Below are 15,583 nucleotides of genomic sequence, written 5' to 3'. Positions count from 1 at the left end.
CCCGTAACGGAGCCACGCGATGCGGTCAGGCGCACTTGTCATCCTCTACCACCCGAGCGGCGAACAGCTCGCGCGGCTGGCCGCGCTGCGCGACGCGTGCGATGCGCTCGTGGTCGTCGACAACACGCCACGCCCTGACGACGCCGCACAGCGAGCCGCCGCGCGCGATGGCTACATGCTGCTGCATCATGGCAATCGTGGCGGCATTGCAGGCGCCTATAACGTGGGCCTGGCCCATCTGTTCACACTGGACGCGAAGATCGACGCAGTCGCCTTATTCGATCAGGACTCGGTGATTCCGCCCGCGTATTTCCCGACGATGCGTGACTTCGGCGCACGGCACGCAGGGCGACCTTTCCTTGCCGGCCCGCGCATCTTCGACGAAAACGATGGCCGCTTCCTGCCCGAACTCGCGACGAACGGCATCGGCGTGCGTCGCCTCGAACCGGGAACCGCACCGGCCCCACTGCGCTGCGCCTTTCTGATTTCCTCGGGCTGCTTCGTGTCGCGCGAAGCCTACGCGATGCTCGGCCGCTTCGACGAAGCGCTGTTCATCGACCACGTCGATACCGAATACTGCTTTCGCGCGCTCTCGCGCAACGTGCCGCTCTATCTGGTGCCCTCGCTCGTGCTGCGCCATCGCATCGGCGCGAAGGTACGGCGGCGCATCGGACCACTCGACATCTCGACCATGAATCATCCCTGGACGCGTCGCTACTACAGCGCGCGCAACGCCATGCAGATCGCGATCCAGTACGGCCCGCGCTTTCCCGTGGCCCTGGTGCCAAACCTGCTGACGCTATGGCAGATCGTGCAGATCCTGCTGGGCGAGCAGGACAAGCGCGCCAAACTCAAAGGCATTCTTTACGGCCTGCTCGACGGCATTCATGGCCGGCTTGGCCCGCTGGACGCCGCGCATCCGCGCTGGAGCGTGCGCGCTGCCGTGCAGGAGCGGCGCGGATGAGCACACGTCCCATTGCCCTGCTCCTTGCGCTTGGCGCCGTCGCGTTGCTCGCATGCGGCTGCGTGCCGACCATCACGCCAGCCTTGCAGCCGCACACGCCCGATGCGAACGCGCTGGCCCTCACCACCGCTGATTCGCCCAGATCGGCCAGCGACACCGCGTGGCCAACGCCCAACTGGGTCCATCAGTTCGGCGACCCGCAACTCGACCGCCTCGTCGCCGAAGCCTACGCGCACAATCCCGACCTCCAGGTCGCGAAGGCCCGCATCGGCGTGGCGCAAGCCCAATTGCAGCAGTTCGCTTCACTGACCGGACTCACGGCGACGGCCGGCGCCACCGTCAACAAGGCGCGCATGCCGCAGTCGGACGGCGTTGCCAACGTTTCGGCCAACGGCTACGACGTCCCGGTACAATTGTTCGGCAATCCTGTGCAATCGCCATCCTCGATCTTCGTCGGGCTCGACTATCAGCTCGATCTCTGGGGCCGCAACGCGGCAGCTACGCGCGGGCTGCTCTCGCTGCGCGACGCGGCGCGCGTCGACGCCGAACAGGCACGACTCACGCTCGCCATCGCCATCGTCTCGCTCTATGGCGACCTCGACCAGGCCTACGCGTTGCGCGACCTCTGGATCGAGAAACGCGACGCGAGCGACCAGATCACCGCCGTGCTGCGCGAGCGCGCGGCGCGCGGTATCGACAACGGCTACGACGCCGACGATGCCGCCGTACGCCGCAACAAGCTCATCGCACAGATCGAACTGGCCGACGAACGCATCCGCCTCGCGCAACTGCAACTGGGCGTGCTCTCAGGCGGCGGCCCCGAACGCGGCCTCGCGCTCACGCGGCCGCGCGCCGCCGATCTGGCCGATACCCCGCTGCCCGCTCGGCTGTCCGTCGACCTGCTGGGAAGGCGGCCCGATATCGTCGCCGCGCGCCTGCGAGTGGAGGCCAGCTATGCGGCCATCGACGGCACACGCGCCGAGTTCTATCCGGACGTCAACCTCGTGGGCTTCGCGGGACTGCTCGCGCTGACACCCGGTGCGCTGTTCTCGCGCCAGGCGCTCGCGGGCTCGGTCGGCCCGGCGATCTCGCTGCCGGTGTTCGATCGCGGCAGGCTCAAGGCCAAGCTCTCAGGCGACGCCGCCAATGCCGACATCGCGATCGGCCTCTATAACAAGACGATCGACACTGCGCTCGGCGACGTCGCGCGCACGCTGGTCTCGCTCTCGACCGTGGACCGGCTCGTGACGGGCGAGCGCGATGCCGCTGACGCCGCGCAGCGCTACGTCTCGATTGCCGAAGAGCGGCACCGGCGCGGCCTGCTCATGCAGAAGGACGTCAACACGGCGAAGCTCACGCTTTACGACGAACGCGCACAACTGATCGAGCTTCAGGCTCAGCGACGCACATTGCGCGTGGCGCTGATCGGCGCGCTTGGCGGCGGCTTCGACGAACGCACGTTGCCAGGCCCGGCCATCTCGCGCTTCGACGTAGCGCTCCCCTCCCACGATCGACTCACCGGCACGCATTTCAACTGATGCACCACGACCACGCCAACCTGCATCCCGATCCGGCCACGCTCGCCGCCGACGCCGCCACGCTCGCCCGCAAGCGCGCAACCCGACGGCGACGCTTCGCGATCTTCGGCGCGGTGGTGGCCGCTACTGCGATTGCTGCGGCGGGCTACTGGTACGCCGATGCGCGCTTTCGCGAAGACACCGACGACGCCTACGTGGCGGGCAACGTGGTGCAGATTGCCGCGCAGACGGCGGGCACGGTGATCGACGTGCTCACCGCCGACACGCAGCGCGTACGCGCGGGACAGGCACTCGTGCAACTGGACGACGCTGAGGCCTCGGTCGCGCTGGCGCAGGCTAAGGCACAGCTTGTGCAGGCCGTGCGGCAGAGCGCCAACGCACGCTATTCGGTGACGATGTATGCCGAAGCGGTGAAAGCACGCCAGGCCGATCTCGATCTTGCGCAGCGGGCGCTGGCTGCGCGCGATCATGCGTCTGTGGAAGTGGTGTCACCTGAGGAACTGGCGCGCGCCCGGGCCGCCGTAGCGGGGGCACAGGCGCAGCTTGGCGCGGCTCAGGCGCAGCTCGATGGGGCGCGGGCGCTGGGCAGCCGGCTCGCTGTTGAGGACAATCCTGGAGTCATTCAGGCTGTTGCCCAGTTCAAGCTCGCATGGCGCAATCTCAAGCGCACCACTATCGTTGCGCCCATTGATGGCGTGGTGGGTCAGCGTACCGTGCAGATCGGGCAGCAGGTCGGGCCTGGCGTGGCGCTGATGTCTATCGTGCAGATGCACGGTTTGTGGGTCGAGGCGAATTTTAAGGAAGGGCAGATTCGGAATATGCGGGTCGGGCAAGCCGTGACTATTCATTCGGATATCTATGGATCTAAAGTGGATTATCACGGGCAGGTGGTGGGGTTTTCTGCCGGAACCGGTAGTGCATTTTCCATGCTGCCGCCGCAGAATGCCGCTGGCAACTGGATCAAGGTCGTGCAGCGGGTGCCTGTGGTCATCTCAATCGATGCGGATGATCTTGCTTCGCATCCGCTGCGTATCGGGCTTTCTATGCGCGTTACTGTCGATACGCGTGAGCGCGATGGGCGGTTGCTCGATGCCGATTCGGCTATTGCTGCGATGGGGACGCGGGTTCATGATGGGGTGGCTGGGGAGGCGCAAGCTGCTGCTGAGAAGGTCATTCGCGATAATCGGGGTGGGTGATATTTCTGCGTGAGCTTATTTGTCGTGGTTCTTGCTGCTTTCGCGTTTCCTTGTTTTCTTGTCGGTCTATTAGCGTTGCCCCTGTGCGGGGCGGCACTTACTTTTCTTTGCCGCGGCAAAGAAAAGTAAGCAAAAGAAAGCCGCTCACACCGCCAGTGTGACGCAGTTCACAACCAGCCGTACAAGGGGAATGGTATAGGAGCGTCTGCCACCTCGCACCACCAAACGAAGTGACAAAGCACTCATACATCCCACTGCTCGCTACGCGCGCAGCGGTTGGGTTTGCAAGGGAAAGCCGGTACTGGGGGCATTTTCGCAAGCTCTAGCAAACCTTCGGTTTGCGGTTATGCCCCACGGGGCGCGAAGCGCCCCCGGATGGATGACGGCCTTGTCACTTTGTTTAGTGGTGCGATGAGACGGATGCACCTATACCTTTCCCCCTAAAAGGCGGTTTGTGGACTTCGTCACACTGGCGGTTTGAGCGGCTTTCTTTTGCTTACTTTTCTTTGCCGCGGCAAAGAAAAGTAAGTGCCGCCCCGCACAGGGGCAACGCTAATAGACCGACGAGAAAACAAGAAAACGCGAAAGCATAATAAAACCCGAAACTGACCCACCGCTGACCCGAAAATGGCGCCCCGGCCATATCCAAAGAAAATCACAAAACAACCCCAACCCTAGGGGAACAAAGCCCAAAAACCCAACTCGTATGGCCATAGAAGGCCTGCGCGCCAGAGCGCAAAAAAGAAGCGCCTGTCACACGGCCTTCACCCCCTTTCACCGACCCAAATACCGCGCACCAGCGCACGAACCGAAAGTGGCGAGGCCCAAATGGAAACACGCCAGGGGCGTTCAATCGAAGTGGATTTTTTCCGTGGAATAGTGCTAATCGTGATAGTGCTCGACCACATCCCGGGCAGTGCGCTTTCGCACATCATGCTGCACGCGTACGCGCTATGCGACTCCGCCGAGGTATTCGTGTTTCTAGGCGGCTACGCCTCGGCAGCAGCCTACATGGCAGTCCACACAAATCGCGGCGTAAGCGCTGCAAAGAACCGCTTCCTGCGCCGCAGTTGGGAAATCTACCGCGCTTACCTGCTAACCGCACTCCTCACACTGCTATCAGGCGCACTGCTTGCGCTACTGCGCCTGAACCCACTCGCCACCGACCTAAGCGGCTGGGCGCCATTCGCATCGCACCCATTGCGCGAATCCCTGCATATCCTCATCCTCACGCGCCAGCCGTATCTATCGAGCGTGCTGCCAATGTATGTCATATTTGCGCTATGCGTGCCCGCCACGGTGCCGCTCGCGCGCCGCGCGCCCTTGCCGGCTCTGGCCACCAGCCTGCTGATCTGGGTATTCGCGCCGCAGCTCGCCGCGCTGTTCAGCGCGAACGATGTCGCCGACTGGTCTTTCAATCCGTTCGCCTGGCAGTTGATGTTCGTATTCGGTATGCTGTGCCGCCTGCACCCGATGCCCGCCGACTTCAAGGCATCGCAGGCCGCGCGCTGGCTCGTGCGCTTCGCCTTCGTGGCCGTGGCGGCGTTCGCAGCGATGAAACTGCTCGTCCTGAATCAACCTTTGCCTGGCGCAATGAAACAGCATCTAGCCTTCGCGCGTGTCGTCAACTTCATCGTCATCGCGATGGTGGCCGCGTACTTCGTGCATCGCGGCACCGTCGCGCGTCTCGCGGCGCATCTGCCGTCAGTGGTCACCGTGGGCCGCACCGGCCTCGTCTGTTTCGTCGGCGGTACGCTGATTTCGGTCGCCGTCGATACGGCTACGCCGCACGCGCTGCACGGTGCGGCCGCCTTCGCCGCGGCGCTGGCCGGCGACGCCGTGGCCATCGGCGCCACGCTGATGCTCGCGCGCGCATGGCGCGGCATGACGGGCCGCCAGAAGGCCCGCGCGGCCATCAACGGGGCCGGCTGCGGATGAGCAGGCGCAGCGCAAAGGCTCTCTCCCATTCCACGGCCGTCCGTCACGCCACGTTCGTGCTCGCGCTGCTCGCAAGCGCCCAGGTTCACGCTCAACACGCCCCCGCCCTGCCGTTACATTGCGCCGATCTCGCGGGCGTATTGCTGGCCGCCGACAGCATCGGCCTGCCCACCGGTGGCGCGCTCGTGCAGACCGCCACCATGATCGGCGCGACAGCGACCGGCAACCTCGATGGCGACTATTGCCGCCTGACCGGCGTGATCCGCGCGCAATCGGCCGGCACGCCCGACATCCGTTTCGAGCTGAATCTGCCGAGCCGCTGGAACGGTCGCGCGGTGCAGTTCGGCGGCGGTGGGTATAGCGGCATCGTCGTCACCGGTACGGGACCCACGCCGTTCTCGCCTGATCGCGCGCCGCTCGCACGCGGCTATGCCACCTTCGGCGACGACTCGGGTCACATCGGCGATTCGTCACAGGCGAACTTCGGTCTGCTCGACGAGGCGGTCACCAACTTTGGCTATGCGCATCTGAAGAAGACGCACGATGTGGCGCTCGCGCTCATCACCTTCGGCTATGGGCGCGCACCCGAGCATATGTATTTCGCGGGCGGATCGACGGGCGGGCGCGAAGGCTACACCGTGATCCAGCGCTATCCCGACGATTACGACGGCGTGGTCGCCAATGCCCCCGCACTGAACTTCTCCGGCGTGCGGCTGATGGGCGTGACAGTGGGCCAGAGCGAGTACCGCACGCCGGGCGGCTATGTGTCGCCGCAACTGCTCGAACACGTTTATGAGCGCACGATGCAGATGTGCGACACACTGGACGGCGCGGCCGACGGCATCATCAGCGATGTCGAAGGCTGCCGCGCCAGGGAAGCGGAGATCATCGAATCGCTGCGCTGCCCCACGCCGGCAACCTCCGAAGCGAGCGCCCCCATGACGCCCGAGGTCTGCCTCACGCCCGCGCAGCTCGCGACGCTCGAACACCTACGCGACGGCTTGCACCTCCCTTATGCACTCGCCTGGAATGTGGACCGCTATCGCGGCTACAACGTGTTCCAGGGCGTGCGCTTCACCAGCCTGCTCGGTCTCGCGCATGATCCGCAACGCCTGCCGCGACCGACTTTCGTCGCCAACGGTTATCTGTTCGCGCAAGGCGATGCTTATGTGAAGTACTTCGTCACGCACGACCCCACCTTCGATGCGATCAACTTCGACGTGATGCGTCCGGGTCGCTATCAGCAGCGTCTCTCTACGCTCTCGGCCACGATCGGCGCGATGAATCCGGATATCTCGCGCTATCTCGCGCGCGGCGGCAAGCTCATCACGCTGCAAGGTCTCGCCGACGAAGTCATCAGCCCGAACCAGACCATCGCCTATTACGACGGTCTGGTCGCGCGTTACGGCCAGGCACGCGTGGACGACTTCATGCGGCTCTACATGGTGCCGGGCTTTCAGCACGGCAATGGTGTGTTCATTCCTTCGGTGGATCTGCTCGGTGCGCTCGATGGCTGGGTTTCGCACGGCGTCGCGCCGCAAACGCTGCTCGCCACCGATATCGCGCAGCCAAGCAACGGGCGCACGCGCCCGCTATGCCGCTATCCCGCGTTTCCACGCTACACCGGCACGGGCAATCTCAATCGCGCAAGCAGCTTCGTTTGCGCGACTTCGTAAGCGCTTGCGTCGATACTCCGCTACGCGCCGATCATCGCGGGAATCCGCACCTTCAACGCGTCGATCGCCACGCGCGTCTTGGCGCGCAGATGGCGCTCCTTCGGCCAGACCGCGTAGATCTCCTGCGAGCGCACCCGGTAGCTGTCGAGCACCGGCACCAGCACGCCGCTTTGCGTGAATCGCGTGAGCAGCCAGCAGGGCAACCACGCGAGGCCATAACCGTCGATCGCGGCGGCCGCGATCGCCTGGATGTCGTCCATGCTGATCTGCGAGCGGATGCGCACGGGCTGCGCGCTACCGTGCGCACCGGTCACGCTTCCGGCGCCGCCCCACCACGGCGCAACGTTGCCACCGCATGAATACGCAATGCCAACGTGATCCGCGAGGTCGTCGAGGCTCGTGGGCGTGCCGTGCCGCGCGAGATAGTCGGGCGACGCGCCAATCACCACATGCTGCGTGCCGAGGTGACGCGCGGCCAGCGTAGTGCTGTCGCGCAACTCGCCGATGCGCACCGCGAGATCGATGCCTTCCTCGACGAGATCGGTCATGCGATCGGTGAAAGAGAGGTCGATTTGCAGCCCGGGATGCGCGCGCGCGAGATCGAGCAACACCGGCGCGACGCAAAGATGCCCGAAGGCTTCGGGCACACTCACGCGCAAGCGGCCGCTCGGCTCGATGCCGCTGTGGTCGAGTGCAGCCTCGGCGTTATCGAGTTCCGCAAGCGCGCGCACGCAGCCTTCGTAGTACGCCTGCCCTTCGGTGGTGAGCGACTGGCTGCGCGTACTGCGATGAAGCAGGCGCACCCCGAGGCGCGCTTCCAGCCGGCTGATGGCCTTGCCGACCGCCGAGCGGGTGAGGTTCATGCGCTCGGCCGCCAGCGCGAAGCTGCCCGCCTCCACCACCTGCACGAAGGTCGCCACGCCGTCGAGATTGTCTTTCATCTGCTGCCCCTGTGATTGGTTCCATATAGGAACCGAATGCGCGAATGAAATGCGTCAATTAGAGAATTATATTCCTCTAGACTCCACAGGAAAAATCCAGTGATGCACGGACAGCAAAGCCGCCTGCGTCACGCCACCTTTATGGAGTCAGTCATGCAGGTTTGCGAAATCGGGCAGGACGCCATCACGACCACACGCCATCCCACACCGTTGCCCGCGCAACGAAACACCATCGCGCTGATCGCCGTGTGCCTCGCCGCCATGATGTTCGCGCTGGAGATCTCCAGCGTGCCAGTGATCCTGCCGACACTCGAAGTCGTGCTGCACGGCGACTTCAAGCAGATGCAGTGGATCATGAATGCCTACACCATCGCCTGCACCACCGTGCTGATGGCTACCGGCACGCTCGCGGATCGCTTCGGCCGCAAGCGTTTATTCGTCGGCGCGATCCTGCTGTTCGGCATCGCGTCGCTGCTATGCGGGCTCGCGTGGACCTCCGCCATGCTGATCGCCAGCCGCGTGCTGCAAGGCGCGAGCGGCGGCGCCATGCTCATCTGCCTCGTCGCCGTGCTTTCGTCCCAGTTTCCGCAGGGGGCGCAGCGCGCAAGGGCGTTTAGTGCATGGGGGATCGTGCTCGGCATCGGGCTGGGGTTCGGGCCGCTGGTGGGCGGAGCGATCGTCGCGCTAGCCAACTGGAAGTGGGTGTTCTGGATTCACGTCGGGCTCGCCGTCGTGACGCTCGCGCTTGCTGTGATCGGCGTCCAGGAATCGCGCGACCCTCAGGCGCGCAAGCTCGATGTCTGGGGCATGGTCACGCTTTCGGCGGCGACTCTGGGCTTCGTCTGGACCATCACGCAAGGCGCGGATGGCGGCTTCACGAGCGCGAGCGGCCTGGCCATTCTCGCAGCCAGTGCCGCCAGCCTCGCCGTGTTCTACGGGGTGGAGACGCGCATCGCGCATCCGATGTTCGACTTCTCCGTGTTCAGGGTCCGCAACTTCTCGGGTGCCTTGCTGGGGTCGGTGGGCATGAACTTCAGCTTCTGGGCCTTCATCATCTATTTGCCGATCTACTTCCAGCGGGCGTTAGGCGAAGGACCGGTAGCCGCCGGGCTCTCGCTGCTCGCCTACACGCTGCCAACGCTTGTGTTCCCGCCCATCGGCGAGCGCCTGGCCTTGCGTTACCGACCCGGGATCGTCATTCCCGCCGGGCTGCTCACGATCGGGCTGGGCTTCTTTCTGATGTGGGTCGGCAGCCGCTTCGGCCACGCCGGCGCGCTGGCCGTACTGCCCGGCTGTCTGTTGGCAGGCGCGGGGCTCGGCATGACCAATACGCCGGTGACCAACACCACCACGGGGTCGGTGTCCGCGGCGCGCGCGGGCATGGCTTCCGGTATCGACATGAGCGCACGCATGATCACGCTCGCCATCAATATCGCGCTGATGGGTCTGCTGCTGGTCGTTGGGGTTTCGAACCGGTTACACGCGACATTGGGCGAGCCTGTGCGCGATGCGGCGTGGCGTGCGCTAGCGAACCGCGTCGCCGCCGGCGATCTGATGCCAGGCGAAGCGGCGCCATTCACCGGCGCGGGCGCAATGAGTACGGAAGCCTTCACGGCAATCAGCCGAGGCGCGCTCATTCATGGCTTCGGCTGGCTCATGCTGTACGGCGCCATTGCCGTGAGTCTGCTGGCTTTGCTGAGTTTTTCGATCTTCCGCGCAAAACCATCGGATTCCTGATCATCCTTAGGGCGGGCGGCAAGCGCCGCCCGCCCTGGCTTCATCACTTCTTGCTGAGCTTGTCGGCAAGATCCTGCGCGAGCGCCACCATCGTCATGGTTGGGTTCCATGAACCGCCTTGCGGCCACAACGCGCCGCCCGTGACGTACACATTGCTCGACGCCTTGAGCCGATAGTCGAGGTCCACTGGCGCGCTCGCGTCCGTGCCCAGATGCAGCGTCGAGCTTTCGTGCACCAGCGCGGGCACGCGTCGCTCATCGACGGACGGACGCGCCGTGGTCCATTTGCCATCGTCGGGCGAACCGTGCCAATACTCGATCCGTCCGCTCGACAACGCCTTTTCGAGGATGCCGAAGGTGCCTTCGTCCATCGCGTTCCACGTTTGCGCGTCGCTGCTGTTCTCGACCACCTGGAGCAGCGAGTTGGTCGTGACGTCATCGTCCTGCTCGTTGCGGCGGAACCAGTTCTTGTCGTTGCGGTAATCGAGTTCGCCCAGCACGGCGCACACGAACACCACATGATTCTTCGACGACTGCAATTGCGCCATCGAGGCGGTCGCCACCACATCGGGCATGTAGCGCAGCGCGGTGCCCGCGTTCTTCTCCGGCTGCTTGTCCCACAGCGCCGAAAGCTGGATGTGATACTGCTGCGTATAGCCCTGCGGGCCGGTGCCCGCGATGTAGCAGGCCCCCACTTCGAGGTCGGCAAACGTGCCATGCGGATCGAGTTCCTCCTTCGGCACGCGCGCGACGATCGACGTGATGAAATGCGCCGAAAAGCGCTCGCCGGCTTTGGCCGCATCGCCGAAAGAGTTACGCACCAGCGTGGCAGGCGGCAGCGTGCCCATCGCGAGGATCAGCTTCGCGCCGCCAAGCGGCAGCACGCCGCGCGAGGTCTGCAAGGCCGTGGCGGTGCCGTGCTGCTGCACGATGCGCTCGACCACGCAGTCGGTCGCGATATCCACTTGCCCCGCCAGCGCGAGCAGGTCGCCCGGCGTGGAATACTTCTGGAAGTCGATGCCGTCGATCGCTTCGGCCGAGGACGCGAGCGGTGCGGCCTCGCTGCGATAGATGCCCGGCACGTGGGTCGCGTGTTGCGCGAGTAGCGCCTGCACGCGATTCTGCAATTCGCCGTAGACAGGGCGCTTGTCCGCAATGCGATTGCGTTCGGCCGCGCTGCGGTCCTGGTCGATCTTGTCGGCGGGTTGCACGCGCAGCAGGTGTTCCGCAGTCTCGAAGTTCTCGCGCGCCGCGCGCACCGTTTCGGCCGGCCAACCCTCCATTTCCTGCTGGTTCGGGCGCGGGCACCACGCGCTCCACAGCGTGGAGCGCCCACCGAAGAATGGCACCATGCCATGCTGCCAGCGGATATAGCCGCCCGCCTCGCCTTGCGCCGTCGTGGCCGAGAGCGTCCACGGAAAGGTCTCGGACAATCCGCCCAGCGTGTTCTTGTACGGCAGCGGCAGATTCTGGAAGTGCTCGGGCAGGAAGAAGCCGCCGCGTTCGAGAATCAGGATGCGGCTCTTCGGCTGGTTCTTCAGCATGCGCTCGGCGAAACCCAGCGCGCAAAAACCTGAACCGACAATCACGTAGTCGTAGACGTTTTGTTCGCGCGCCGCCTTCCAGCCTTCATTCGAGAGGAAAAAGACGTGATCCATCACGCGCCCGCTGGTGGGGTTCTGCGGACCAGGAGTGGGATAGCCGTAGTGGAGCTTGTCCGACGAAGATGCGGTCTTCATGTTTGGTCCCTTGCCTGTTTGATTATGCGTTTCGAGGTAGTCGCCAACGTGCCGCGCCCGACCATCCGCTTTCGTAGGTATGCTTACTAATAGCATGACAGGGACCGCGTGATCGATGGATCGGCGGACCTGGGCGGAGAACGGAAAACGTCGGCCGGATGGACTATTCCGCGTTTCCAGGCTGCGGGCAACCTGTTCGCGTTGATAGGTAAGACCTGGATAAGCCTCGCTGCAACGCCGCATTGGACAACGGCGGATCGTGCGCCCTGCATCGCCGGGATCGCCGATTGCGCTGACCCAGGCAATGACCCCGGCGGTGTGCCGCAAGAGCTATGTGCATCCGTGCGTGATCGACGCGTGGCGCTCGCGTACGCTCGCCGCCTTGCGCGTGCGACGCGGGAAAGCCGCGCTGGCCCCCGCCGAGCGGGCGTTTGCAACCCTGCTCGCACAGGGCGACCAGAGCGCAAGCTGAATACGGCGCTCGACGGCCGATTGTTTCGATTGCCTCAATTACCAAATGTTGCAGAAACGCGACTCGAAAACGCGAGCCGCGTCGCCCGCCCGCCGGTGCTGGGCTGCGCGAACCGTCTCTCGGCAAGCCTTGCGCGAATTGTTTCAGTTTTTTGAAACGATTCTTCCATTTTCAGGAAGAGACCGTGCGCCAGCCAAAGCGCATTTCCGTCAAAACCCTTTTCTATACTCGCTGGCGTCTCAACCCAGCATCCCTATAGAACTGGAGTCTCACAGTGAAAAAAATCTCGATCGCCGCCGCATGCGTGACCGCATTCGCCGCCGCATCCGCCCACGCGCAAAGCTCGGTTACCCTCTACGGCCTCGTCGATGCAGGCATCGCTTACACGAACAACGTCGGCGGTAGCGGCCGCGTCGCGCTCGCTAGCGGCAACATCAGCGGCAGCCGCTTCGGCCTGAAGGGCGCGGAAGATCTGGGCGGCGGTCTCAAGGCCATCTTCGTGCTCGAAAACGGTTTTAGCGTCGCCAACGGCACGCTGGGTCAGAACAGCCGGATGTTCGGCCGCCAGGCGTTTGTCGGTCTGAGCAGCAACAGCCTCGGTACGGTCACGATGGGCCGTCAGTACGACGACGTCGTCGACTTCGTCTCACCGCTCTCGGCCACGGCCGGCACCTTCGGCGATTCGGGCTTCGCGCACCCGTACGACAACGACAACCTCCAGCACAGCGTACGTTTCAACAACTCGGTCAAGTACACGAGCCTGAACTACGGCGGCTTCAAGTTCGGCGGCATGTACGCGTTCAGCAACAGCACCGAATTCGCCGTGAGCCGCGCGTACAGCGCCGCGGCAAGCTACACCTACGGTCCGTTGACGGCCGCCGCCGGTTACCTGCAAACCAACGGTTCGGGCTCGAAGACGGGTACCGCGTTCACGAACACGACCGGCGCGGTCGATCAGGCCGAAGTCAAGGGCAACCTCACGTCCGACGTGCAACGCACGGCAGCCGCCGGCCTGAACTACGCGTTCGGCCCCGCCGTGGTCGGCTTCGTCTATTCGCATAGCCAGTACCAGGGCACGAGCGCCTTCGGTCTGAGCAACGGCTCGCTGCACTTCGACAACTACGAAGTCAACGGCATGTACAACTTCACGCCCGCATTCAAGGCCGGCCTGTCGTACACGTACACCGACGCGCATCTGAACGGCGCCACCTCGTACGGCCCCGATCCGAAGTGGAGTCAAGTGAACGCGATCGCACGCTACTCGCTGTCCAAGCGCACCGAACTCTACGCCGAAGCCATGTACGAGCACGCCATCGGCAACAAGAACGTCGCCTCCATGTACAACGCAGGCGGCGCGTCGTCGACGAGCAACCAGGTCATGGGCGCAGTCGGCATGCTCACGCGCTTCTGATCTCGCGCGAATACAACTCACACTTCTCCGGATGAAGTGCAGATATCGTGAGGATCACTATTGAATCTGGCGCCAGGCTTCGCGCCTGAGCGCTTCGATAGCGATACGCACGCCCCTCGCACATTCGTCCTTTTGCCCGTCCAGTTTCGGACGGGCTTTTTTGTTTTTATCGGTCACGCCAAGGGTAAACACTCAGCGATCGCGATTAATTTCCGGCTCGAACGTGCCGTTATACTTTTCATATACGGGATAGCGTTTCGCATATGGAACAATAATGAAAAGCCTGACGATCAATCTGCGGCTCGCACTGACGGTGATGACACTCGGGGCACTGGTCATCGCCATGGGCGTCGTGAGCCTGTTCGGCATGGACATGACCAACCGCGCCCAGCACGACGCCTATGCGGTGCATTTCGCTTCGGCTGTGGCGCTCGGTAAATCGGGCACGGCGATGTCGCGTGCGCGCTTCGGCCTCGACTGGGCGATGGCGAACCCGCATTCTCCGCAGCTTGGCCCGCAACTCGACCGCGCCCAGGCCCTGCTGGCCGAATCGGATCGCTGGTGGCAGCAGTTTCGCGCGCTGCCCAAGACGCCTGAACTGCAAACGCTCACCGATGATCTCGACGCGAAACGCGGCGCCGTGCGGCGCGATGCGATCGATCGCCTGATCGCGGCGATCCGCAGCGGCGACGCGAGCTGGATGGACGAACGCCGTGCCACCGAACTGATCGGCCTCTACACGGCGATGAACGCGAGCCAGGGCGCGCTCGAACAGTATCTCGACGAAGCCGCGCGCCGTGCGGACGCCGACTCCAGCGCACGCTTTCACACACTAGGCGTGATCTGCGGCGCAAGCATCGCGCTGGCGCTGCTAATTGCGTTCCTCAGCTGGCGCGGTTTGCGCCGCGCGGTGATGGAACCGCTGCGCGCGGCGATGGCGCATTTCGAGGCGATCGCCGCCGGCGACCTGAGCACCCGCGTGACGGCGCACCGCAACGACGAAATGGGCATGCTGCTCGACGCCCTCGCGGCGATGCAAACGCGCTTGCGCGAGACGATGGAGCAGGTCCGCCTGGGCGCGAATGCGATGGCGACCGCCACGCAGCAGATCGCAAGCGGCAACCTTGATCTCTCGCAGCGCACCGAGGAACAGGCTTCTTCGCTGGCGCAAACGTCCTCCGCGATGCAGGAATTGATCGGCACGGTGCAGACCAACGCGGTCAACGCGCAGCAGGCACGCGAACTGGCGCTCGGCGCCGCCGACGTGGCCGGGCGCGGGCGCGACGCCGTCACGCGCATGGAGCAGACCATGCATGAAATTCACGCCAGCTCGTCGAAGATGACCGACATCATCGGCACGATCGAAAGCATCGCCTTCCAGACCAATATTCTCGCGCTCAACGCGGCCGTCGAGGCCGCGCGCGCGGGCGAGGAAGGACGCGGCTTCGCGGTGGTCGCGGGCGAAGTGCGCAGCCTTGCGCAGCGCGCCTCGGCGGCGGCCAAGGAAATCGGCACGCTGATTGCGGGCTCGACGGGACGCGTCGCGAATGGCGCGGCGCTCGTGACCGAGGCCAGCGGCGCGATGGAGGCGATCCAGTCGTCGACCACGCGCGTCGCCACGCTGATTCATGAGATCGCGGCGGCCTCGCGCGAGCAGAGCGACGGGATCGAGCAGGTCGGCATCGCGGTCACGCAGATGGACGAAGTCACGCAGCAAAACGCGGCGCTCGTCGAGCAAAGCGCGGCGGCGGCTTCCTCGCTCGCCGATCACGCGCATTCGCTCAATACGCTGGTTGCGGCCTTCAAGGTCGAGGACAGCTTCGCCTAAGGCTGCGGCAATTCGGTGTGGCCGACGCATGCCTCGCGATTCTCAGGCGATCGTGCATCGATCTGCCTGAGGCGCGCCACCATCGTGCGCCTCCAGCGTCAAGCCGATGTGGCTCACGTCGGGCACGCGTATCACCGGCACCGG

General features: G+C 64.4%; 11 protein-coding genes. 9 read left to right on the top strand and 2 right to left on the bottom strand.

Features of this window, described 5'->3' with window-relative positions:
* The first annotated feature begins 19 nt into the window (after positions 1 to 19).
* The 5 genes from U5782_RS37140 to U5782_RS37120 all read left to right on the top strand — a co-directional run bounded on the left by U5782_RS37140 (position 20) and on the right by U5782_RS37120 (position 7,312).
* Positions 20 to 964 (top strand): glycosyltransferase family 2 protein, encoded by a 945-nt coding sequence (locus U5782_RS37140; RefSeq protein WP_322048840.1) that lies wholly within the window; start codon positions 20 to 22, stop codon positions 962 to 964.
* Entirely contained in the window at positions 961 to 2,502 is a 1,542-nt protein-coding gene (locus U5782_RS37135) for an efflux transporter outer membrane subunit (RefSeq protein ID WP_322048839.1), read from the top strand. Before U5782_RS37140 ends, U5782_RS37135 begins: the two co-directional genes overlap by 4 nt.
* Entirely contained in the window at positions 2,502 to 3,698 is a 1,197-nt protein-coding gene (locus U5782_RS37130) for an HlyD family efflux transporter periplasmic adaptor subunit (RefSeq protein ID WP_322048838.1), read from the top strand. Before U5782_RS37135 ends, U5782_RS37130 begins: the two co-directional genes overlap by 1 nt.
* Positions 3,699 to 4,526: 828 nt before the next feature.
* A complete protein-coding gene (gene opgC / locus U5782_RS37125) occupies positions 4,527 to 5,636 on the top strand; it encodes an OpgC domain-containing protein (protein ID WP_322048837.1) in 1,110 nt (369 codons plus the stop codon).
* On the top strand, positions 5,633 to 7,312 hold the full coding sequence (locus U5782_RS37120) for a tannase/feruloyl esterase family alpha/beta hydrolase (RefSeq protein ID WP_322048836.1): 1,680 nt from the start codon (positions 5,633 to 5,635) through the stop codon (positions 7,310 to 7,312). Before opgC ends, U5782_RS37120 begins: the two co-directional genes overlap by 4 nt.
* Before the next feature lie 20 nt (positions 7,313 to 7,332).
* On the opposite strand, the gene U5782_RS37115 is transcribed toward U5782_RS37120, so the two are convergent.
* A complete protein-coding gene (locus U5782_RS37115; RefSeq protein ID WP_322048835.1) occupies positions 7,333 to 8,253 on the bottom strand; it encodes a LysR family transcriptional regulator in 921 nt (306 codons plus the stop codon).
* 153 nt (positions 8,254 to 8,406) lie between these two features.
* Here U5782_RS37115 and U5782_RS37110 point away from each other — a divergent pair, with 153 nt between their 5' ends.
* Complete coding sequence (locus U5782_RS37110; RefSeq protein ID WP_322048834.1) at positions 8,407 to 9,990, top strand: MFS transporter; 1,584 nt, start codon at positions 8,407 to 8,409, stop codon at positions 9,988 to 9,990.
* Between the two features lie 43 nt (positions 9,991 to 10,033).
* On the opposite strand, the gene U5782_RS37105 is transcribed toward U5782_RS37110, so the two are convergent.
* A complete protein-coding gene (locus U5782_RS37105) occupies positions 10,034 to 11,728 on the bottom strand; it encodes a GMC oxidoreductase (protein WP_322048833.1) in 1,695 nt (564 codons plus the stop codon).
* Between the two features lie 259 nt (positions 11,729 to 11,987).
* Here U5782_RS37105 and U5782_RS37100 point away from each other — a divergent pair, with 259 nt between their 5' ends.
* The 3 genes from U5782_RS37100 (at position 11,988) to U5782_RS37090 (ending at position 15,439) form a co-directional block, all read left to right on the top strand.
* The gene (locus tag U5782_RS37100; protein ID WP_322048832.1) at positions 11,988 to 12,200 is read left to right on the top strand and encodes a hypothetical protein; all 213 of its coding nucleotides are present in this window, start codon (positions 11,988 to 11,990) and stop codon (positions 12,198 to 12,200) included.
* Between the two features lie 274 nt (positions 12,201 to 12,474).
* A complete protein-coding gene (locus U5782_RS37095; protein ID WP_322048831.1) occupies positions 12,475 to 13,611 on the top strand; it encodes a porin in 1,137 nt (378 codons plus the stop codon).
* Between the two features lie 274 nt (positions 13,612 to 13,885).
* A complete protein-coding gene (locus U5782_RS37090; protein ID WP_322048830.1) occupies positions 13,886 to 15,439 on the top strand; it encodes a methyl-accepting chemotaxis protein in 1,554 nt (517 codons plus the stop codon).
* Positions 15,440 to 15,583 lie beyond the last annotated feature (144 nt).

It is taken from the genome of Paraburkholderia sp. J67 (assembly GCF_905220265.1).
In the GTDB taxonomy this organism is placed as follows: Bacteria; Pseudomonadota; Gammaproteobacteria; order Burkholderiales; family Burkholderiaceae; genus Paraburkholderia.
This window is presented reverse-complemented; position numbering and strand designations above follow the sequence as displayed.